This is a genomic window from Dactylosporangium thailandense (genome assembly GCF_059739745.1).
In genome coordinates, this window is sequence record NZ_AP029195.1 from 769,809 (window position 1) to 790,709 (window position 20,901).

General features: G+C 74.0%; 20 protein-coding genes. 10 read left to right on the top strand and 10 right to left on the bottom strand.

The window, feature by feature from the left end:
• Positions 1–6: 6 nt before the first annotated feature.
• Positions 7–846, bottom strand: a complete 840-nt coding sequence (locus AC6JBM_RS03285; protein ID WP_497982124.1) for an alpha/beta fold hydrolase — start codon at positions 844–846, stop codon at positions 7–9.
• A 65-nt stretch (positions 847–911) separates the two neighbouring features.
• On the opposite strand from AC6JBM_RS03285, the gene AC6JBM_RS03290 reads away from it, so the two are divergent.
• The 3 genes from AC6JBM_RS03290 (at position 912) to AC6JBM_RS03300 (ending at position 4,201) form a co-directional block, all read left to right on the top strand.
• A complete protein-coding gene (locus AC6JBM_RS03290; RefSeq protein ID WP_497982125.1) occupies positions 912–1,613 on the top strand; it encodes a TioE family transcriptional regulator in 702 nt (233 codons plus the stop codon).
• A gap of 217 nt (positions 1,614–1,830) precedes the next feature.
• A complete protein-coding gene (locus AC6JBM_RS03295; RefSeq protein WP_497982126.1) occupies positions 1,831–2,592 on the top strand; it encodes a cyclase family protein in 762 nt (253 codons plus the stop codon).
• A 1-nt stretch (position 2,593) separates the two neighbouring features.
• Positions 2,594–4,201 (top strand): thiamine pyrophosphate-binding protein, encoded by a 1,608-nt coding sequence (locus AC6JBM_RS03300; RefSeq protein ID WP_497982127.1) that lies wholly within the window; start codon positions 2,594–2,596, stop codon positions 4,199–4,201.
• Positions 4,202–4,209: 8 nt separating this feature from the next.
• On the opposite strand, the gene AC6JBM_RS03305 is transcribed toward AC6JBM_RS03300, so the two are convergent.
• Positions 4,210–4,467 carry an acyl-CoA-binding protein gene (locus AC6JBM_RS03305; protein WP_497982128.1) on the bottom strand — a complete coding sequence of 86 codons (258 nt, stop codon included), beginning with the start codon at positions 4,465–4,467 and terminating at the stop codon, positions 4,210–4,212.
• 168 nt (positions 4,468–4,635) lie between these two features.
• On the opposite strand from AC6JBM_RS03305, the gene AC6JBM_RS03310 reads away from it, so the two are divergent.
• Positions 4,636–5,175 (top strand): GtrA family protein, encoded by a 540-nt coding sequence (locus tag AC6JBM_RS03310; protein ID WP_497982129.1) that lies wholly within the window; start codon positions 4,636–4,638, stop codon positions 5,173–5,175.
• 25 nt (positions 5,176–5,200) lie between these two features.
• Here AC6JBM_RS03310 and AC6JBM_RS03315 read toward each other — a convergent pair whose 3' ends face one another.
• From AC6JBM_RS03315 to AC6JBM_RS03330, 4 genes are all read right to left on the bottom strand, one after another.
• Positions 5,201–6,232 carry an arabinan endo-1,5-alpha-L-arabinosidase gene (locus tag AC6JBM_RS03315; protein WP_497982130.1) on the bottom strand — a complete coding sequence of 344 codons (1,032 nt, stop codon included), beginning with the start codon at positions 6,230–6,232 and terminating at the stop codon, positions 5,201–5,203.
• A 75-nt stretch (positions 6,233–6,307) separates the two neighbouring features.
• Positions 6,308–7,204, bottom strand: a complete 897-nt coding sequence (locus AC6JBM_RS03320) for an AIM24 family protein (protein WP_497982131.1) — start codon at positions 7,202–7,204, stop codon at positions 6,308–6,310.
• Between the two features lie 7 nt (positions 7,205–7,211).
• On the bottom strand, positions 7,212–8,009 hold the full coding sequence (locus AC6JBM_RS03325) for an AIM24 family protein (RefSeq protein WP_350614226.1): 798 nt from the start codon (positions 8,007–8,009) through the stop codon (positions 7,212–7,214).
• 37 nt (positions 8,010–8,046) lie between these two features.
• Entirely contained in the window at positions 8,047–8,754 is a 708-nt protein-coding gene (locus AC6JBM_RS03330; RefSeq protein WP_497982132.1) for a DivIVA domain-containing protein, read from the bottom strand.
• Between the two features lie 175 nt (positions 8,755–8,929).
• On the opposite strand from AC6JBM_RS03330, the gene AC6JBM_RS03335 reads away from it, so the two are divergent.
• Positions 8,930–10,444 (top strand): condensation domain-containing protein, encoded by a 1,515-nt coding sequence (locus tag AC6JBM_RS03335; protein ID WP_497982133.1) that lies wholly within the window; start codon positions 8,930–8,932, stop codon positions 10,442–10,444.
• A gap of 21 nt (positions 10,445–10,465) precedes the next feature.
• Here the strand turns inward: AC6JBM_RS03335 and AC6JBM_RS03340 are convergent, their stop codons facing one another.
• From AC6JBM_RS03340 to AC6JBM_RS03355, 4 genes are all read right to left on the bottom strand, one after another.
• On the bottom strand, positions 10,466–11,023 hold the full coding sequence (locus AC6JBM_RS03340) for a dihydrofolate reductase family protein (RefSeq protein ID WP_497982134.1): 558 nt from the start codon (positions 11,021–11,023) through the stop codon (positions 10,466–10,468).
• Positions 11,016–11,222 carry a DUF7489 domain-containing protein gene (locus AC6JBM_RS03345; RefSeq protein ID WP_497982135.1) on the bottom strand — a complete coding sequence of 69 codons (207 nt, stop codon included), beginning with the start codon at positions 11,220–11,222 and terminating at the stop codon, positions 11,016–11,018. The genes AC6JBM_RS03340 and AC6JBM_RS03345 overlap by 8 nt, the downstream gene beginning before the upstream one ends.
• A gap of 66 nt (positions 11,223–11,288) precedes the next feature.
• Entirely contained in the window at positions 11,289–12,686 is a 1,398-nt protein-coding gene (locus AC6JBM_RS03350; RefSeq protein ID WP_497982136.1) for a class I adenylate-forming enzyme family protein, read from the bottom strand.
• Positions 12,679–14,205, bottom strand: a complete 1,527-nt coding sequence (locus AC6JBM_RS03355) for an NAD(P)-binding domain-containing protein (protein ID WP_497982137.1) — start codon at positions 14,203–14,205, stop codon at positions 12,679–12,681. The genes AC6JBM_RS03350 and AC6JBM_RS03355 overlap by 8 nt, the downstream gene beginning before the upstream one ends.
• 63 nt (positions 14,206–14,268) lie before the next feature.
• On the opposite strand from AC6JBM_RS03355, the gene AC6JBM_RS03360 reads away from it, so the two are divergent.
• From AC6JBM_RS03360 to AC6JBM_RS03380, 5 genes are read left to right on the top strand one after another with little or no spacing between them, the layout of a single operon-like run.
• Positions 14,269–15,747: an aromatic amino acid ammonia-lyase gene (locus AC6JBM_RS03360; protein ID WP_497982138.1), complete on the top strand. Its 1,479-nt coding sequence runs from the start codon at positions 14,269–14,271 to the stop codon at positions 15,745–15,747.
• 5 nt (positions 15,748–15,752) lie between these two features.
• Entirely contained in the window at positions 15,753–17,288 is a 1,536-nt protein-coding gene (locus AC6JBM_RS03365) for an NAD(P)-binding domain-containing protein (protein WP_497982139.1), read from the top strand.
• Positions 17,278–18,303: an alpha-hydroxy acid oxidase gene (locus tag AC6JBM_RS03370; protein WP_497982140.1), complete on the top strand. Its 1,026-nt coding sequence runs from the start codon at positions 17,278–17,280 to the stop codon at positions 18,301–18,303. Before AC6JBM_RS03365 ends, AC6JBM_RS03370 begins: the two co-directional genes overlap by 11 nt.
• The gene (locus tag AC6JBM_RS03375; RefSeq protein ID WP_497982141.1) at positions 18,300–19,631 is read left to right on the top strand and encodes a cytochrome P450; all 1,332 of its coding nucleotides are present in this window, start codon (positions 18,300–18,302) and stop codon (positions 19,629–19,631) included. Before AC6JBM_RS03370 ends, AC6JBM_RS03375 begins: the two co-directional genes overlap by 4 nt.
• The gene (locus AC6JBM_RS03380; protein WP_497982142.1) at positions 19,628–20,899 is read left to right on the top strand and encodes a cation:proton antiporter; all 1,272 of its coding nucleotides are present in this window, start codon (positions 19,628–19,630) and stop codon (positions 20,897–20,899) included. Before AC6JBM_RS03375 ends, AC6JBM_RS03380 begins: the two co-directional genes overlap by 4 nt.
• The last annotated feature ends 2 nt before the right edge of the window (positions 20,900–20,901 follow it).

Genomic DNA, 20,901 nt, shown 5'->3' on the forward strand with positions numbered 1-20,901 from the left:
GCGAGACTACCGGTTTTCGTCAGAGAGCGCTCTCCCGAAGAACGGCGCCAGGATCGGCAGGACCGTGTCCGCCTGCATCGCGCCCATGTGGTCGAGCCCGTCGAGCACATGGACCTCCCAGCCCGTGGACTCCAGCTCGGTCCGGTGGGCCGCGACCGCCGCCGCGAGGTCGACGGTGACGCCGCCCCAGCGCTCGTCGTAGGTGATGCGGTCCGCCCCGCCGACGACGCACAGCCTCGGGCAGGCCACCCTCGCCAGGGCGGCGCGCTCGTCGAAGTCCCGCAGGCCCTGGTACAACGTCATGAACTGGCGGGTCTCGGGCTCCGACAGGGTGAGCTCGGCGTCGGCCCACGCGTCGCCGGTCCGCTCGCGCGCGGCCGGCGGGTTCGCGGCCATCGCGTGCGTGGCCGTGGTGACCCGCAGCATGGCCGCATACGGGGCGCCCAGGGGCGGCCAGCCGCCCATCGCCAGGGCCGTGAGCCGGTCCGTGCGCGCGGCGAGCTGGAGGCCGCTGACGGCGGTCCAGCTGTACCCGTACCAGGCGAACCGGTCCGATCCGGTCGCGTCGGCCACGGCGAGGATGTCGGCGCAGATGTTGCCGGGGGTGAGCGTGTCCGGCTTCGGCTCGGCGAGCACGTGGCCCTCGTAGTCGAAGGCGACGACCCTGAAGGTGCCGGCCAGCCCGTCGACGAGGCGGCGCCCGAGGGCCGGGTCGGCACCCCACTGGCGCAGCTCGTCGGCCTTCGGGCCCTCGACCGGCTTCGGGTTGACGGGGAGCAGCACCGTGGGGCCGGTGCCGTGGATCTCGGCGTCGACGGTGGAGCCGTCGTGGAGTCGCACTAGCATGACCTTTACCGTATCGCTGAACCTCCTTGTGAGACTTTGACCGCGCACTGCCTGGAGTTTGTCTGGTGAAGCCTCAAAGGCCGGTCGACCTGGCCCGGGAGCACGGGATCTCGGCCCAGTCGGTGCGCAACTACGAGCGCGACGGCGTGCTGCCGCCGGCTTCGCGGACGGTTTCGGGCTATCGGCGGTACACCCACGTGCACGCGGCCGCCCTGCGCGCCTTCCTGGCCCTGGTCCCCGCGCACGGCCACGCGGTCGCCGGGGACGTGATGCGGGCCGTCGGCGCCGGCGACGTGGACGGTGCCCTGCGCCTGCTGGACGCGAGCCACGCCCAGCTGCTCCGGGACCGCGAAACCCTGGACGGCGTGGAGTCGGCGGCCCGGGTCCTGGCCGCACCGCTGCCGCCCCCGGCCGAGCAGCCCCTGCCGATCGGCGCCCTGTCCCATCGGCTCGGGGTGAAGCCGGCGACGCTGCGCAAGTGGGAGCGGGCCGGGATTCTGGCCCCGGAACGGGACCGGGCCACCCGTCAGCGCGTGTACGGCCCCGCCGACGTCCGCGACGCCGAGCTGGCCCATCTGCTGCGGCGCGGCGGCTACCTGCTGGCCCACATCGCGGCCGTGGTCCGCCAGGTGCGCGCGGCCGGCGGCCCGCAGGCCCTGGCCTCGACGCTGGAAACGTGGCGCTCGCGGCACTCGGCCCGCGCGCGGGCGATGCTGACGGCGGCCGGTCGGCTGGACGACTACCTGCGCGACCTGGCGGCACAATGAAGCCGGGCAATAAAGGAGTCCGGCATCCACGGGGGAAGACGCCGGACTCATCGATCATGTTAGCTGCGCCGCTGGGTTCGCGCCAGCCGTACGGCCGACAGTCACACGTTTGTCATAACGGCTGCGTTTTCCGTCCCGCACCCGTCACGGCGGTCGCGGGTGAGCCGGGGTGTGGGAACCCTTGCGACGGCTCGGGCGCGGCAATTACGGTCGCGGCATGTCGCTCTTGAACGATCTGGTGGAGGCCGTCGCGGCCGGTTCGATCGAGGTCGTCGACCTCACCGCCCCGCTGAGCAACGACACGCCGATCCTGCAGCTGCCCGAGCCGTTCGGCAACACCTGGCGCTTCGAGTTCGAGGAGATCAGCAAGTACGACGACCGGGGCCCGGCCTGGTACTGGAACAACTTCCGCTCCGGCGAGCACACCGGCACCCACTTCGACGCGCCGATCCACTGGGTGACGGGCCGCGACGGCGAGGACGTGGCCCAGGTGCCCGCGCGCAAGCTGTTCGCCCCGGCCGTCGTCATCGACCGGGCCGAGCAGGCCGCGGCCGACCCCGGCTACCTGCTGGAGATCGAGGACGTGCGGGCCTGGACCGCCGAGCACGGGCCGCTGCCCGACGGCGGCTGGCTGCTCTACCGCACCGGCTGGGACGCGCGGGGCGACGACGACGCCGCCTACCGCAACGCGGGCAACACCCCCGGCGTCTCCCCGGCGTGCGCGAAGTGGCTGGCCGAGGAGACCCCGATCATCGGCATGGGCGTCGAGACGGTCGGCACGGACGCGGGCGCCGCGCACTCCTTCGACCCGCCGTTCCCGTGCCACTCGTTCCTGCTCGGGGCGGGGAAGTACGGGCTGACGCAGCTGCGCAACCTGGACCGCCTGCCGGCCCGGGGCGCCGTGGTGGTCGCCGGCCCGCTGCCGATCGTGCGCGGCTCCGGCAGCCCGGCGCGGGTGCTCGCCCTGGTCGAGCGCTGACATGCTCGTCGCCGAGGCGATCGGCCGGGCCCTGGCCGCCACCGGGGTCGAGCGCGTCTTCGGGGTGGTCGGCAGCGGCAACTTCCACCTGACCAACGCCCTCGTGGCGGCGGGCGCCCGGTTCGTCGCCGCGCGGCACGAGGGCGGCGCGGCGGTCATGGCCGACGCCTACGCCCGCACCTCGGGCCGGCTCGGCGTGCTGAGCCTGCACCAGGGGCCGGGCGTGACCAACGCGCTGACCGGCATCGCCGAGGCGGCCAAGAGCCGCACCCCGCTCGTGGTGCTCGCGGCGGACACGGGCGCGGCCGGCGCCCGCTCGAACTTCCGGCTCGACCAGGCCGCGCTCGCGGCGGGGATCGGCGCCGCGTTCGAGCGCGCGGCGACCCCGGCGAGCGCGGTCGCCGACGTGCTGCGGGCGGCCCGCCGGGCCCGGATCGAGCGCCGCACGGTGCTCGTGAGCCTGCCGCTGGACGTGCAGGCCGCGGAGACCGCGGATGTCGCAGCGGCGGCAGCGGTCCTGCCGCCGGTACACCTGCCGGATCAGGCTTCGGTGCGCGCCCTGGCGGATCTTCTCGCCGCCGCCCGGCGCCCGGTCTTCATCGCCGGCCGCGGCGCCCGCGATCCCGGTGCCGCGGCGGCGATCGCGGCGCTGGCCGAGCGGTGCGGGGCGCTGCTGGCCACCTCGGCGGTCGCCAAGGGCCTGTTCAACGGCGACCCGTGGTACCTCGACGTGGCCGGCGGGTTCGCCTCACCCGCCGCGGCCGAGCGCATCGCCGGCGCCGACGCGGTCGTGGCGTGGGGCTGCTCGCTGAACATGTGGACCACGCGGCACGGGCGGCTGATCGGCCCCGGGGCGGCGGTGGCGCAGGTCGACGTCGACCCGGACGCGCTGCACACCGGCCTGGGCGTCCTGGGCGACGCGGCCGCCACGGCCACGGCGGTGCTCGCCGCGGTGCCGGCCTCGACCGGCTACCGCACGCGGCCGCTGCCGAGCGTGCGCTGGCGGGACGAGCCGTTCGAGGACCTGTCCGCCGACGGCCGCATCGACCCCCGAACCCTGTCGATCGCCCTGGACGACCTGCTCCCCGCGGCGCGCACGGTCAGCGTGGACTCGGGTAACTTCATGGGCTACCCGTCGATGTATCTCGCCGTGCCCGACGCCGCCGGCTTCTGCTTCACCCAGGCGTTCCAGTCGATCGGCCTGGGCCTGGCGACCGCGATCGGCGCCGCCGTGGCCCGGCCGGACCGGCTCCCGGTCGCGGCCCTCGGCGACGGCGGCTTCCTGATGGGCATCTCGGAGCTGGAAACCGTCGTGCGGCTCGGCCTGCCGATGGTGATCGTGGTGTACGACGACGCGGCGTACGGCGCCGAGGTCCACCACTTCGGCCCGCACGGCCACCCGCTGGAGACGGTGACGTTCCCGGACACCGACCTGGCGGCCATCGCGCGGGGCTACGGCTGCGACGGCGTCGTGGTGCGCTCCGCGGCCGACCTGGCCCCGGTGCGCGCGTGGCTGGAAGGCCCCCGCGACCGCCCCCTGCTGATCGACGCCAAGGTGACGGCGTCGCGCGGTTCCTGGTGGCTGGAGGAGGCCTTCCGCGGCCACTGAGCCGCGCGCTACAGGCCCTGGAGCCGGCGGACGAGTTCGACGTACTGCCGCTGCGCCTCTTCCTGGTCCGTCCCGGCAACCGACTTCCACGCGTCGAACTTGGCCCGGCCCGTGAGGTCGAACATCCCGGGCCGGCTCCCGCTCGCGTCGCCGTGGGTGCCCTGCTTGTACAGCGCGTACAGCTTCAGCAACACATCGTTGCCGGGCCGGGCGCCGAGCTTCTTCACGTCGACCTGGGCCTGCTGGAAGTCCTCGCTCACCGACATGCGTCCGACCCTATCCCCTGCACGCCGCCACCGCGCACGCCTCGAATCGCGCGTCCCGCCGGTCACCCGCGACCCTCGTCCGCGGGAGTCGCGGAGCCGACGGTTGACGGCGCCAGTGTTCGCGGGGTCTCCGCCCGGGCTTCACGCGCGTAGGGCAGGATACGGTCCATGACCGCAGCGCAGCGCGCCGGCGACATGCTGACCGGGTGGGTCGACCGCCTGCCGCCGCGGCTGCGCAAGGTGCTCCCGCGCCAGCTCGCGGGCTTCGCGATGCTCGGCGCGTTCACCTTCTCCGTGGACCTCGCGATCCTCATGACGCTGCGCCACACCACGCACCTGCCGATCCCGGTCGCGGTGTCGATCGCCTACCTGGCCGCGTTCGCGCTCAACTTCGTGCTCAACCGCACGGTGAACTTCCGCTCCCACGCGCCGGTCGGCGGGCAGGTGGTGCGCTTCGCCGTCGTGGCCGTCGGCGACTACTGCATCACCGTCGGCGTCTCCTCGGGCCTGTACGCGCTGGGCCTCGACGTCCGCCTGTCGCGCCTGCTCGCCGCGGGCGTGGTCGCGATCTTCACGTACACGCTCTCGCGCTGGTGGGTCTTCCGCGACAAGCCCGCCGCCGCGGCCGGGGACGCGGCCGGCGCCGAGCCGGTGGCGGCGGCCACGGCCGCGGGCGCTGTCTCGGGTCCGCCGCCCGCGGCGCGTTGACCGCGCCGCGGGAACGCATCGGGCGTCAGGAGACGAAGGGCCAGCCCGCCGAGTCGTAGCCGATGAGGTTGATGCCCAGGTAGGACGCGCCGCTGTTGCTGTAGTAGTGGTAGAACAGCACCTCGCCGTCGTTGTCGGCGAGCACCGCCTGGTGGCCCGGGCCGTGGATGGCGCCGTGGGTCGCCAGCACCTGGGTCCCGCCGCCCGAGGTCATCGCGGTGCCGTTGCGGTCGGTGTACGGCCCGGTGATGCTCGCCGAGCGGCCCACCATGACGCGGTAGGTGCTCGAGGCGCCGCGGCAGCACAGGTCGAACGAGACCCACAGGTAGTAGTAGCCGCCGTGGCGGAAGATGTACGGCGCCTCGATGGCCGTCGACGAGCCGGTGCGCTGGGCGATCGAGCGGACCGTGGTGTCGGCCCGCAGCCCGGTCGACGGGTTGAGGGCGATGAGCTTGATGCCGGTCCAGAACGACCCGAACGACAGCCACCAGGCGCCGGACGCGTCCACCTCCAGGTTCGGGTCGATCGCGTTGTAGCTGCTCGACGTCGTCGTCTCGATGACCAGGCCCTTGTTCGTCCACGAGCCCGACGCGCCGGTGCCGCTCGTGGCCAGGAAGATGCCCGAGTGGTTCGAGCCGAACGTCGAGGCCGCGTAGTACATGTAGTAGGTGCCGTTGTGGTACGAGATGTCCGGCGCCCACAGCTGGTTGCTGCCACCGGTGTAGGGCAGGGTCCACGAGGCGCCGCCGGGGAACGCGGCCCCGGCGTTGCGCCAGGCGGTGCGGTCGGTGGAGGTCTTGAGCTGGATGTTGGCGCCGGTGTACGCCACGATGTAGCCGCCCGCGGGCGTCTTCGCCGCCGAGGGGTCGTGCGCGCCGGTGTTCCCGGTGACGACGCCCGGGTTCGGGTAGGACGCCGGGGGATTCGTCGGGGCGGCTGCCGGGGCGGCCGCCGGGGCGGTGGCGGCGCCCGAGCTCGTGGCGCCGATCGCGCCCGCGACCAGGGCGGCCGAGACGGCCGCGGCGAACCACAGGCGCCGGGATTTCAGCAGGGACATGGCGGTATCGCCTCGAATGTGAGCGCTCACACATTCGAGTCCGAGACATCGATAGTTGTCAAGTTCTCCTGAAACTTACCAGCGCTGGACGGTCGCGGCGGAGTTGCGCGTGATGCTCTCCGAGCTGGTGTGATGGAACACCGAGGAGACCGCGACCCGCCCGGGGCCGATCAGCCGCAGCCAGATGTTGCGCTGGCTGAACGACGAGCGCCACGAGACGCGCTGGGTGCCGCGCGGATACTCCAGGTGCAGGTGCGCCTGGACCGACACGTCCCGGTACAGCAGCGCCCCCGGCTGCACCAGGATCGTCTCGCCCGGCGCGAGGTCGCGCAGGAACGTGTTGCCCGGCGAGTGCAGCAGGAGCAGCCCCGGGCCCTGCTGGGCGGAGAACAGGTCGCCGTACTGCCCCAGCGGATAGTGCGTCTCGCGGTCGTCGCCGGTGCCCGTGTCGTACCAGATGCCGGTCGGCTGCCAGGTGTAGGTGATGTTCCCGGTCGCGGTGAGGAACCGGTGCTCGCGGGTCCACACGTGCCGGCCCGGGATCAGCGGCAGCGCGATCAGCTCGCCCGGGGAGTCGCCGGACAGCGCCAGCCGGCCCGCGCCCCGGGCCTCCACCATGATCAGCGGCAGCCCGGCGAGCATCCGGTTCCAGCCGCCGGCGAGCGAGGTGTTGCCCAGCCGCACGCCCGGCTCGGTCCACAGCAGCGCGTGGTGCGAGAAGTAGATCCACTCCTGGCCGGAGAGGGTGAAGTCGGCGACGGGGACGTACTTGCCCTCGATCTGCACGCGGGACTGGCCGAACTGGATGCGGGCCATGTCCTTGATCGGCGGCTGCTCGATCCAGCCGGAGCGGGTCCTGACCTGGCGCACGTCCAGCGCCGCGCCGCAGCTCGGGCACGACGGCCCGGCGGGCGGGTGGGCCATGCGGCAGAAGCGGCAGACGGTCCAGCCCTCGGGGACACCCGTGCTCATCGCGCCCTCACTCCGCGTGGTGGTGGACGTACATCGACTGGATGCCCACCCGGCCCGGGCCGGTCATCTCCGCCAGGTACATGCCGCGGCGCATGAGCCCGGTCTTCACCGGCATCTGCACCGCCTGCATGCCGACGGAGGCGTCCTTGTAGAGGAACCCGCCCGGCTCGACGAGGATCTTCTCGCCGGGGCGCAGGAACCGCTCGAAGACGTTGCCGTAGCCGTGCAGCACCAGCAGCCCGGGCGCGGACTGCGTGACGAACCGGTCGAGGTACATCCCGTTCCCGCCGTGCAGCACGTTGGCCAGGCCCTGGATGCGGATGAAGTCGTAGCCGACGGTGTGCGTGGCGAGCAGGAACGCGTGTCCGCGCACGTCGAGCTCCATGCCCGGGTGCAGCGGCAGCACGACGAGCTCGCCGGGGGAGTCGCGGGAGAACGCGACGCGGCCGGGCCCGTGCGCGAGGGTCAGCACGAAGGGCATGCCGCCGAACACGCGGCGCATGCCCCCGCCCGTCGGCATCGCGGTGACCGGGGTCTGCTCGTCCTTCCACAGCAGGACGTGGTGCTCGAAGTACACCGCGTCACCGGGCGCGAGCGCCATGTCGATGACGGGGACGAGCTCGCCCTCGACCTGCGCGACGGAGTTGGAGAACCGGAACTCGGTCATGTCTCGCAGCCGGGGCGCCTCGCGCCAGCCCGAGTCGCTCACCAGGTTCGCGACGTCGAGCGGCGCGCCGCACGTCATGCAGGATGTGGCCCCGGGCGCGTTCTGCAGCCGGCACCATTGGCACTCGATCCGCTCCACGCGGCGCAAGCTAGCCGGTCGAAGCTGAGAATTCGCCCTACTCGGCGGGTTGCGGGTCCCGCTCGTCCTCGTGCGCGCCGCGCTGGGCCGGCAGCAGCTCACCCGCGACCGCCGCGCTCTCCTGGAACTCCTGCTGCTGCGCCGCGGCGACCTGCGGCTGCCCGACCCACAGGGCGCGCATCTGCTGCTGCATGAAACCGGTGAGGCGGGAGCGGTACTCCTGGTCGAAGCGCTCCAGCGCCTCGATCTGCTGCTGGAGCGCCTGCCGCTTCGAGGTGAGGCCGCCGACGACGTCCTCGTAGATCTGCTCGGCGCGCTGCTTGATGTCGTAGGCGTTGTCCTGGGCCTCGCGCACGATGTCCTCGGCGCGGGCCTGGGCGTCGGCGAGGCCCTCGCCGGCGTTGCGCTCGGTGTCGGCCGCATACGCCTCGGCCTCGCGGGCGATCTTCTCGGCGGCGCTGCGGGCCCGGCCGAGGATCTTCTCGGCCTCCTCGCGCAGGGCGCCGGCCTGGGCCTGGGCGTCGTTGATGATCGCGTTGGCGTTGGCGTGCGCCTCGGCCCGGATCTGCTCGGCCTCGGTGATCGCCGTGTTGATGTGCTCCTCGGCGGTGCGCTGCGCCATGGTGAGCACCGCGAGCGCCTTGGCCTGGTCGCCGGCCATGCCCGGGGGCACCTCGCCCGGCTGCTGCATGACGCCGGGGCCCGCCATGCGGTCGTCGTACTGTCGCATCCCGTTCTGCGTCATGGTCCTCGTCCTCTCGCCGAATGCCTCGCGCACACTACCCGAGATCCACCGTGCCGCGGTACCGCCGAATCGGCCGCAACCAGGACCAAAGCCCGCGGTTTGTCGGGTTTTCGAAAAACGGGTGGTCCGGCCGGTCGATGGTGATCTCTCGATGCGATGCGCACCATCGGCACCCATGGTGCAGGTGATCCCCGTGGGGTTCCGCGGGCAACGCTCCGTCTCCGGACCGCTCACCGTCGGTCAGCTCAATGTGGCCAAGTGGCTCGCGGACGCCCCGGACGCCCCGGCGGCCCGGCTCTACCAGCATCTGCCGGTCCCGCCCGGCACGACGCTCGACGCGGTCGTGGCGGCGCTCGGCGCGCTCGTCAGCCGGCACGAGGGGCTGCGCAGCCGGTACGTCCTGGGCGACCCCGGCGCCCAGGAGGTCCGGGCGAGCGGCACGGTCCCGCTGACGGTGGGCCCGTCCGCGGCTCCCGGCGGGGTATCCGCCGACGAGCCGGTGCGCTTCGCGGCCACCGTGTCCGGGGGCTTCGTGACGGAGCTGGCCGCCGCCTACTCGCACATCGCCGTGGACTTCCAGGCGCTCATGGTGCTGGAGCGGGAGTTCGGCGACCTGCTGCGGGGCGTCGCGCTGCCCGAGGTCGAGCTGCAGCCGCTCGACCGGGCCGAGGCCGAGCGGTCCCCGGCCCGGCGGCGGCGCCAGGAACAGGCGCTGCGGCACTGGTTCCGGCACGTGGAGGCGGCGCCGGCGCACCTCTACGCGCGCCCGCGGGTCGCGGCCGCCGGTGGGTCGGGCGCGTGCGGCATGTCCTCGGCCGCGGCGGCCCGGGCCCTCGACCGGATCGCCGCCCGGACGCGGGTGAGCCGCCCGACGATCGTGCTGGCCGCGTGGTGTGCGCTGCTGTCGCGGCGCAGCGCGTACGACATCTGCCGTTTCGTGATGCTCTCGGCCAACCGCTTCGAGTCCGGGCTGCGCGACTTCGTCGGCACGCTGGCCCAGGCGACGTTCGTGGCCGTGGACACCGCGGGGGCGGGCTTCGACGAGCTGGTCCGCCGCGCGTTCGGCGCCGTGCTGCAGGCGGGCGTGCACGGGGCCTATCACGTGTACCGCCAGGACGAGGGCACCCGCACCCGGATGGCAGCCCGGGGCGTGGCGCCCAGCTTCGAGCCCATGTTCAACAGCGTCATCGTGGACACCCGGGGCTTCGACGTCCCGGATAACGCCTCCGAGCCGCCCCCGACCGATCTGCTCTGGGTGGAGATGCCGCCGACGAACATCCTGCTGCGCTTCGACCTCGGCCGGGCCGACGAGCTGATGGTGGCCCGCGTGTGGACCGGCGACACCGGCCGCGTGAGCCCGGCCGAGGCGCGGGAGCTGCTGCTGGCCCTGGAGCGCCTCCTGCTGGCCGCGGCCGGGCGGGACCTGGACGCGCCGGAGATCGCCGTGGCCCTGGCGATGGCGCCGCTGGACCGGCCGCCGGGCTGGCAGCTGGTCGACGGGTGCTGGGTCGACCTCGCCGAGGTGCAGCGGCTCGTGGACGACGCGCTCGGGCCGCGGGTGGCGCGCGTCGACGGCCCCGAGCTGACGGCGGTGGTGTCGTCGATGTCGCCCGAGGAGGCGCATCGGCGGTGCCTGGAGCTGCTGCCGGGGCGGCACGCGGCGATGGTGCCGCGGTTCACGCGGGCCTGACGCCGCCGAGGCGCCGGGCGCTCAGCCCGGGGACGTGTGCCGGCGGTAGTGCAGCAGCAGGCAGCCGCCCGAGCGGTCGGCGTCGACGAGTTCGAAGCGTTGCAGGCCGCCGGCGTCGTCGAACAGCCGCGCGCCCGGGCCGGCGAGGCTGGGCGAGACGACGAGGCGCAGCTCGTCGACGAGGTGCTCGCGCAGCAGCGCGCGCGCCAGCGTCAGGCTGCCGTGGATGCCGATGTCGCCGCCGCGGGCGCGCTTGAGCTCGGCGACGTACGGCGCCGCCGGACCCGTGACGTGCGTGGTCGCCGCCCAGTCGTAGCGGGGCGCGTCCGCCGAGAACAGGATCTTCGGCGTGGTGTTGATGAAGTCGGCGAAGGGCTGCATCGTGGAGCCCGGCCAGTGCGGGGCCCACTTCTCGTAGGTGCGCCGGCCCAGCAGCACGGTGTCCTGATCCGCGATCACCCGCGTCAGGTTGTCGAGCAGGCCCTCGCCCGCGTCGACGAACCACTGTCCCTCGCCGGGCTCGTCGGCCACGCCGTCGAGGGACAGCAGCTCGTACAGCACCACCCTGCGCTCACCCACGGCGGGGCTCCTCGCCTTCGCGCCGCACGATGCGGTCGCCCACCTCGAGCTCCTTCCACAGATCCCGGTCCACCTTGACGTCGAGGCTCGTGCCGTCGTCGAGCCGCACCTCGAGGCGCCGGTAGAGGTTCGAGCCGTCGAGCAGCGCCCGCGACTTCTTGGCGACGATTCCGCTCCAGTTGCCTTCGTTCTTGGTCATGTACCAACCGTACGAAACCGCGCGAACCGGCGCCTCCGACACGAGTCGGGTCTTGAGTCTACGACTTCAGGATGAGCCGAGCAGGGCCCGCTTGTCCGGTTTGCCGCTCGGGGCCAGCGGCACCGCGTCGATCACGGTGATCGCATGGGGCACGGCCGCCTCGCCGAGCGCGGCCGCCACCAGCGAGCGCAGGTGCGCGAGGTCCGGCGTGCGGCCCCGCGCGGGCACGACGAACGCGTGCACCGCCTCGCCGGTCTCGAACGAGGGCCGGGCGACGACGTAGGCCTCGGCCACGGACGGGTCCGAGCCGAGCACGCGCTCGATCGGCCCGGCGTAGACCAGCTCCGCGTTGACGATCACGACGTCCCGGGCGCGGCCCGACAGGTGCAGGTAGCCGCGATCGTCCACGGTGGCCAGATCCCGGGTCCGCACCCACCCGTCCCGGAACACGTCGGCGGTCTCGGCGGGGTCGCCCCAGTAGGAGGAGGCCTGCGCGGGCGTGCGCACGAACAGCTCGCCGTCGCGGATCGACAGGTCGTGCCCGGCCGGCGGGCGGCCGACGCTGGCGAGCACGGCCGGGTCGGCCAGCATCTCCGACGGCGTGGCCATGGCGATCATGCCGGTCTCGGTCTGCCCGTACCCGTGGAAGACGACCGGCCCGAGCACGTCCAGGGCCTCGGCGAGCCGCGCCGGCTCCAGCGGCGACCCCGACACCATGAGCGCGCGCAGCGACGACAGGTCGGCCGGTGCCGAGCGCTGGGCGCGCACGAGCTGGTGCAGCTTGCCCACGGTGATGACGCTCCCGGTGGCCCGGTGCCGCGGGATCATGTCCGGGAAGCCGGGCGGCCGGGCCGCGACCAGGGTCCCGCCGGCGGCGAGGGTCAGGATGCCGTACTCCAGCATCACCTGCGAGGCGAGCGACCCGAACACCAGGTAGCGCCCCAGCCGCGAGGCGAGCTCGGCGACCGCCGGCGGCCAGCGGTCCGGGAACGGCGCCCAGGCCGCGCTCATCGCCGCGTACGTCTGCGCGCAGCCCTTCGGCCGGCCGGTGCTGCCGCTGGTCCAGATGAGCCGGGCGGTGTCCCCGGGCCGGCCGGCGGCGACGAGCGGCCCGCCGTCGTCCGGCCGCGCCAGCCACCCCGCGAGCCGGGCGTCGTCCACCACGAGCTCGCCGTCGGTGAAGGGCCGCCCCGAGACCGTGGCCCCGACGGCGAACGCGGCCAGGGTCGCGGCGAAGGCGGCGGCGCTCACCCCCGTCGTCAGGACCACCGGCGTGGCGGGCCCGGCCCCGCAGGACCGCAGCCCGGCCGCGACCCGCCGGACGAGACCGGCCATCGCGGCGGCCGTCACGACCGACGGGCCGTCCTCGAACACGGGCCGGTCGTCGCCGGTCGCGAGCAGATCGAGGACCGGCTGCGGCCAGATGTCCTCGCGGGTGTCCTCGCGGGTGTCCCCGTCAGGCATCGGCGAGGATTCCCTTGACGAACAGCGACAGGGGCTCCCGGTGTACCGCCGGCAGGTCCCAGTGGTTCTCCAGGTTCTCGGCGAGATGGTGCTCGGCGACGACCTCGGCGCCGCGGTACACCCGCACCACGGGATGCAGGTAGCTGGCGTCGTGCGCGGCGGCCGCGTCGTTCTCGGCGATGCGGGGCACCGTGATGTCGAACGGGTCGACGGTGTCGTGGTCGGGGCCGTACTCCAGCGTCGTCACGAACGCGAACACGTCCGGGCCCAGGCCGCCGTCGCGCAGGAAGGCGACGGGCACCTCCTCGAGGTACGAGCCGTCGGCGAGCACCACGTCGGCGAGCACCGCGAACTGCTGCCACAGCGCCGAGGTGCGCTTGACGCGGGCGATGATGGCCTCCGCGATCCCGTCGGGCGAGGCCTCGACCCGCGACGACGGCCACGGGGTGCCGTGGTGGCGGACGCCGAGGATGCGGTGCAGGGCCCGCACGCCGTAGCGGAACCCGTGGATGAACCCGTTGGTCGAGCGCTTGAAGTCGCGCTGCTGGGTCAGGGTGCCGGCGAAGTAGAGCCCGGGCACGTTGACCGACTCGAACGCGCTCGTCTGCTCCGGGAAGCGGTCGTCGATGGCGAGCCGCGGCCGGGCCGAGTCGTCGAAGATCGAGGCGTCGAAGCGGAACCCGGTGGCGAGGATGATCCGGTCGTACTCCAGCCGCCGCGGCTGCTCGACGGTGCGCGCGTAGCGCAGGTCGATCCGCAACCCGCCCCCGGGGCGGCGCTCGATGCGCTCGACGGTGCCGTCCAGCACCGCGTTCTGGCTCTTGAGCTGGTACGTGTCGAGGAAGTTGTTGTTGACCGCGCGCAGATGCCCGACGTAGTGCGTCTGCCAGGCGAGCCGGACCGAGTGCGGGCCGGCGACGTGGATGACGGCCGCCGTCTCGAGCAGGGCGTCGGCGGTCTCGAAGGCCGAGTTGCCTTTGCCGATGATGAGGACCCGCTGGTTGGTGAAGTCGCCGGGGCGCACGCTGACGGTGTCGTAGCGCTCGGCGAGCTCGGCCCCGGGGATCGGCGGCACGTACAGCTCGCAGACCCCGGTGGCGACGACGACCCGGCGGGCGGCGATGCCGTCGACGTCGAAGAGGCCGTCGGCGAAGGCGACGCGCGAGACCCGGGTGCCGTAGCGGACCCGCAGGTTCAGGCGGGACGCGAAGTCGGCCAGGTAGCGGACGAAGTCGTCGGCCTGCGGGAAGTACCGGCGGCTGTAGTGCTTGAACAGCAGGGAAGGGTCGTCGCTCAGCAGCGAGTTCCAGTCGGCGCGGAGGTTGAACTCGGGGTCCTCGGATCCCGTCCACACCTTGTTGATCGAGATCAGCGTGCGGTGCCGCGGATAGGTGGCGAAGAACGTCCCCGGCGCCGTCCCGGCCTCGAGCACCAGGTAGTCGCGGCCGTCGCGCTCCAGCAGGGCGGCCAGCTGCAGCCCGGCCGGGCCGGCTCCGATGATGAGGTAGTCCAGCGTCATGCGGCGCACCGTAACGAGCCGATTTCAGAGCGCTCTGAGAATCGGGCTCTAGCGTCGCCTCCCATGACGGCTGAGGTTGACCTCGCGGCGCCGCTGCGGATCGCGGACCTGCTCGCCGCCCGCGACCCGATCCGGGTCACGGCCGGGGCGGCGGTGCGGGACCGGGTGGCGGCCGGCCGCGCCTTCCTGTCCAAGGTGCTCGGCGACGACCGCGCGGTCTACGGCGCCACCACCGGCTTCGGCGCGCTCGTGGGCTACGCGGGCCGCGCCGACCTGCGCGACCAGGCCGACAACACCCTCGCCCACCTCGGCGCCGGGCACGGCCCGGACATCGACCCGCACGTCGCCCGGGCCACGATGCTGGTGCGGGCGTGGTCCCTCGCGCGCGGCGCGTCCGGGGTCTCCCCGCACGTCATCGACGCCCTGGCCGCGATGCTGGACACGGCGTTCGCGCCGGCGATGCCCCGCTACGGCTCGGTCGGCGCGAGCGGCGACCTGATCCCGCTCGGCGCCGCCGCCCAGGCCCTGCGCGGCCGCGGCCACGCCTACGCCGGCCGGGAGCGCCTGCCGGCCGCCGAGGCGCTGCGCCGGGCCGGCCTGCAGGCGCTGCCGCTCGACGGCCGCGACGCCCTCGCGCTCGTCAACGGCACCTCGCTCACCACCGCCGCGACCGCCCTCGCGCTCGTGCGCACCCGCGCCGCGCACCGGGCCGTGCAGCGGCTCACCTGCCTGCTCGCCGACCTGCTCGGCAGCGATCCGCAGTTCCTCGACGAGCGGCTGCTGCGCTCCTACGGCCACCCGGGCGCGATCGCCGTCGGCGCGGCGATGCGCGGGTTCGCCGCGGGCCAGACCCCCTCGGGGAAGCGCCCGCTGCAGGAGCCCTACAGCCTGCGCTGCTCCCCGCAGCTACTCGGCGCGGCCGAGGACGCGCTCGCCTACGCCGACGGCGTCGTCGCCGCCGACCTCGGCGGGATCAGCGACAACCCGCTGTTCTTCCCGGACGACGACGCCGTGGTGCACGGCGGCAACTTCTTCGGCCAGCCGGCCGCGTTCGCCGCGGACGTGCTCTCGATGGTCGTGGCCCAGGTCGGCAACCTCGCCGAGCGCCAGCTCGACCTGCTCGTGGACCCGGCCCGCAACACCGGCCTGCCGCCGATGCTCGCGGCCGGGCCCGGCCGGCAGCACGGCCTGCAGGGCGTCCAGCTCGCCTCGACCGCGCTCATCGCCGAGATCCGCCGCGACGCCATGCCCGCCAGCATGCAGAGCCTGCCGACCAACCTGCACAACCAGGACGTGATCCCGCTGGGCAACCAGGCCGCGCTGCGGGCCCTCGACCAGGCCCGGCTGCTGCGGCTCATCGTCGGGTCGCTCGCGCTCGGGCTGCGGCAGGCCGCGTACGTCGGCGCCCGGCCCCCGACCGCGCCCGGCAACGCCGCGGTGCTCGACGCCCTCGTGGCCGCGGTGCCCCCGATCGACCCCGACCGGCCGTTGGAGGACGACGTGCGGCGGGCCGCCGACGCCGTCGAAGAGCTCGAGAGGTGACCGTCGTGACGCTGGACTACCTGATCATCGGGGCCGGCCCGGCCGGGCTGCAGCTCGCCGCGCTGCTGCAGGCCGAGGGCCGCCGCGACTACCTGGTGCTGGAGGGCGCCGGGCGGCCGGGCGCGTTCTTCGCCCGGTTCCCGCGGCACCGGCAGCTGATCTCGATCAACAAGCCGCGCACCGGCACCGACGACCCCGAGCTGAACCTGCGCCTCGACTGGAACTCGCTGCTGAGCGACGACCCCTCGCTGCTCTTCACCCGCTACACGCCGCGGTACTTCCCCCAGGCCGACGACTACCTGCGGTATCTGGCGGACTTCGCCGCGCGCCTGGACCTGCGGATCCGCTACGACACCCGGGTCTCGCGCGTCGCCTTCGCCGACGGCCTCTTCGACGTCGACGGCATCGCGGCCCGCCACGTCGTCGTCGCCACCGGGATGTCCAGGTCCTACGAGCCGCCGATCGAGGGCTACGAGCTGGCCGAGCACTACGCGGACATGCCGGTCGACCCGGACGGCTTCACCGGCCAGCGGGTGCTCGTGATCGGCAAGGGCAACTCCGCGTTCGAGACCGCCGACGCGCTCATGGAGACCACCACCGTCATCCACGTGGCCGGCCCGAGCTCGGTGCACCTGGCCTGGCGCACCCACTACGTCGGGCACCTGCGCGCGGTCAACAACAACTTCCTGGACACCTACCAGCTCAAGTCCGCCAACGCGGTCCTCGACGGCCACGTGCGCCGCATCGAGCGGGACGGAGACGGCTACAGGGTCACGTTCAGCTTCTCCCGGGCCGACGAGGTGGTGAAGGAGCTGCGCTACGACCGGGTGCTCGCGTGCACCGGGTTCCGCTTCGACGCCTCGATCTTCGACGAGTCGGCCCGGCCGAACCTGGCCATCAGGGACCGCTTCCCGGAGCAGACCTCCGCATTCGAGTCGGTCAACGTGCCCGGGCTCTACTTCGCCGGGACCATCACCCAGCAGCGCGACTTCAAGCGGGGGACCAACGGGTTCATCCACGGCTTCCGCTACGGCGTGCGGGCCCTGCACCGGATCCTGCAGGCGCGCCACCACGACACCCCGTGGCCGGCGACGCCGCTGAAGGCCGGCCCGGAGGCGATCGCCGACGCGATCATCGGGCGGGTCAACCGGACCTCCGCGCTGTGGCAGCAGTTCGGGTTCCTCGCCGACGTCGTGACGGTCGAGGACGGGCAGGTGTCGTACCTCGAGGAGGTCCCGGTCGACTACGTGCGCGACGGCGGCCTCGGCGACCCGCCGCTGGCGCTGCTCACGACGCTCGAGTACGGCCCCGACCACGACAAGGTCGACCCGTTCGACATCAGCGTGCGCCGCGTCGCGCAGGACACCGCCGGGCAGGCGCACGACGCCGCCTACCTGCACCCGGTCGTGCGGGTGCTCCGCGGCGGCGAGATCGTGGCCGTGCACCATCTCGCCGAGAACCTCGAGAACCGGTGGGACCGGCCGGAGGTCCACGTGCGGCCCCTCGCGGAGTTCGTCGCCCGGCAGCTCGATGTTCGCTGACCTGAAGCTCCGGGCGCGGGAGCGGCTCGAACCCGCGCACTGGGACTACTTCGAGGGCGGCGCCGGGGACGAGCGGACCGTGCGCGCCAACACCGGCGCGTTCGACCGGGTCCGGCTCCTGCCGCGCGTCCTGCGCGCGACCGGCCCGCGGGACCTGCGCACCACCCTGTTCGGCACCGAGCTGGCCGCGCCGGTCCTCGTCGCCCCGACCGCGTTCCACCGCCTGGCCCACCCCGACGGCGAGGTGGCCACCGCCCGCGGGACCGCCGACGCCGGTACGGTGCTGGTCGTCAGCATGGCCGCCACCATGCCCGTCGAGGCGATCGCCGCGGCCGGGGGACCGTGGTGGTTTCAGCTGTACCTCCAGCCGGACCGCGCGTTCACCGCCGCGCTCGTGCGCCGCGTCGAGGCGGCCGGCTGCCGTGCCCTCGTCGTGACCGTGGACTCGCCCGTGTTCGGCCGGCGCGAGCGCGACCACCGCAACCGCTTCCACGACCTGCCGCCCGGGCTGGCCTGCGAAAACCTGCGTGACGAGACCGGCGCGGTGCGGGACGTCGCCATGGACGCGGGGCTCGGCTGGGAGGGCATCGCCTGGCTGCGCGGGATCACCGGGCTGCCGATCCTGCTCAAGGGCGTCCTGCACCCGGCCGACGCCGAGCTCGCCGTCGAGCACGGCGTCCGCGGGCTCCTGGTGTCCAACCACGGCGGCCGCCAGCTCGACGGGGCGATCGCCACCCTCGACGCGCTGCCGGCGGTCGCCGAGGCGGTCGGGGGGCGGCTGCCGGTGCTCGTCGACGGCGGGGTCCGGCGCGGGGCCGACGTGGTGGCCGCGCTCGCGCTCGGGGCCGACGCGGTGCTCGTCGGGCGGCCGGTGCTGTGGGGGCTCGCGGCCGGCGGGGCCGAGGGTGTCCGGCAGGTGCTCTCCCTGCTCATCGACGACCTCGACCGGGCCCTCGCGCTCGTGGGCGCCCGCACCCCGGCCGGCTGCACGCCGGACCTGGTGGCCGTCCGATGAGCTGGGTCCTGCTCGCGGTCCTCGCCGGCGCGCTGTGGACGGTGCCCCGGTGGCTGCCGTCGGCCGTCGTCGCCGTCCGCGAGTGGATCTTCCGGCGGGTCAACGGCGAGGAGGGCATCCCGGTGCCGGGGCCGCTGGTCGGCGCCGAGCACTTCGAGCGCGTCTACGCCGACCCGGCCGCGGACGGGCGCAGCCGCGGCGCCGGCCTCTCCGACCTGTTCTGGTACTGGCTGGCGCCCGGCCCGCAGATGCACCAGGAGCACCTGGAGCCGGGGGAGCGCTACCGCGAGGTCGCCCGCACCACCCGCCGGGTCCTCGCGGTGCCGCACGCGCGCTGCGACGAGCTGGCCACGGCGGCCACCCGGCGCCGGCTCGACGCGCTGCCGCCCGGCCGCACCGCCCACGCGCGCCTGCGGGACCTCATGATGCCGGTCTGGGCCGAGGTGTACTACGAGCTGGTCTTCGGCGAGCCCTGCCCGCCCGCGGCCCGGGAGCTCATCGTGGCCAACGCCGACGACGTCGTGACCGCGCTCAAGGGCACCTCCCTGCGCCACCTCGGCCGCCGCGACCGGCTCACCCGCTACCTGCTCGGCCGCGTCGAGGACGGCACCTGCCCGGTCGTGCTGCCCGGCGGGTTCAGCGCGCGGGAGACGGCGTGGTACCTGCAGGGCGCGTTCTTCAACACCGCCGTCGTGCAGATGTCCGAGGCGATGGCGCACGTGCTGCTCAGCATCGCCCGGCACCCGCACCGGGCCCCGGACCCCGGCGACGACGCCGAGCTCGACCGGGCCGTGGACGAGACCCTGCGCGTGCACCCGCTGTTCGGCATCGCGCACCGCATCACCTCCGCGCCGATCGTCGTCGACGAGCGGGTCACGCTGCCCGCCGGCTCCGTGCTGCTGTTCAACTACCTCGCCTTCCAGCGCACCGGGCCGGCCGCCGACGACGCCTTCGACCCCGACCGGTGGCTGCGGGTGACGAAGCGGGACGCGCACTACATCCCCTACGGCGTCGTGGCCAACCGCGCCTGCCCGGCCCGCGGCGCCGCCCCCGTGATGCTGCGCGCCGCCACCCGCGAGGTGCTGCGCCGCTACATCCTCACCTCGGCCGCGGCGCACACGCGCTCGCTGCCGAGCCGCGGCCCCGCCTACCTCACGCCCGCCGGGGCCCGCGCCCCGGGCCGGCTCCGGCTCGCCGCGCAGGCGTTCCGCGATCGCTGGGCGGGGGCGGGGCGCGCGCTGACGCAGCTGGCCTGCGGGACGTACATGGTCCTCGACGCCCGTCGTCAGCGGCTCTGCAGCACCTACTTCGAGGAGGCCCGCCCGTGACGCCCACCGAGCTCGCACCCGCCTTCTTCATCGCCGTCGCCGCGATCCTGCTCTTCTGCAAGGGCGTGGCCTGGCTGCTGGGCAAGGCCGGGCAGCCGGCCGTGGTCAGCGAGATGCTCGCCGGGGTCCTGCTGGGCCCGTCGCTGCTCGGCCTGCTGCTGCCGGGGGTGGAGCACCGGCTGTTCCCGGCGCCGCTGCTGCCGGTGCTGTACGTCGTGGGCCAGGTCGGCCTCGTGCTGTTCATGTTCCAGGCCGGGTACGCCTTCACCGGCCATCGCATCACGCGCGTCGCCGGGACGGCCGCCGCGGTCTCGGTGGCCGGGGTGACCGCGCCGCTCGTGCTCGGCGTGCTGCTGGTCGTGCTCACCGACGGGCTCGCCCCGGTGCGCAAGGCGGGCACGCCGCTGGGCGTCACGGCCGCCTTCGTCGGCGTCGCGCTGGCCATCACCGCGTTCCCGATGCTCGCCCGGATCATCACCGAGCGGGGGCTGGCCGGCACCCGGTACGGCTCGCTCGCCCTGGCCAGCGGAGCGCTGGACGACATGGCCGCGTGGATCATGCTGGCGGTCGTGCTCGCCGCGGCCTCGGGCGAGCCCGGCCCGGTGATCGTCACCGGCGGCGGCGCGGCCGTCTTCGCGCTGGCGCTGTGGCTCGGCGGACGGCGCGCCGGCAACGCCCTGATGGCCGGCGACCGCCTCGGCGAGCGGGGGCGGCTGCTGGGCACGGTCGCGCTGCTGTTCCTCGTGGCCTGGTACACCGACGTGATCGGCCTCTACGCCGTCTTCGGCGCCTTCGCGGCCGGCGTGGTCATGCCGCACACCGCGCACGCCGACAAGGTCGTCGAGACGCTCACCCCGATCGCCTCCGTCGTCTTCCTGCCCCTGTTCTTCACCTTCTCCGGCCTGCGGACCGAGTTCGGGCTGCTCGGCGACCCGGCGGTGCTGCTGTTCGCGGTCGCCTGCGTGGTGCTCGCCGTCGCCGGCAAGTTCGGCGCCTGCTGGGCGGCGGCCCGGCTGCGGGGCGAGCCCGGCGCGGTGGCGCTGCGCATCGGCGCGCTCATGAACGCCCGCGGGCTGATGCAGCTCATCGCGCTCAACGTGGGACTGGAGGCCGGCATCGTCGGGCCGTCGCTGTTCACCGTCCTGGTGCTCGTCGCCCTCGTCACCACGATCATGACCACGCCGCTGCTGACCTGGATCGATCGGCGGTCCACGATTTCCGCAAGCCTTCCGGAAAGAGACAACCATCACTCCCCGGTCGCCCCTTGAGG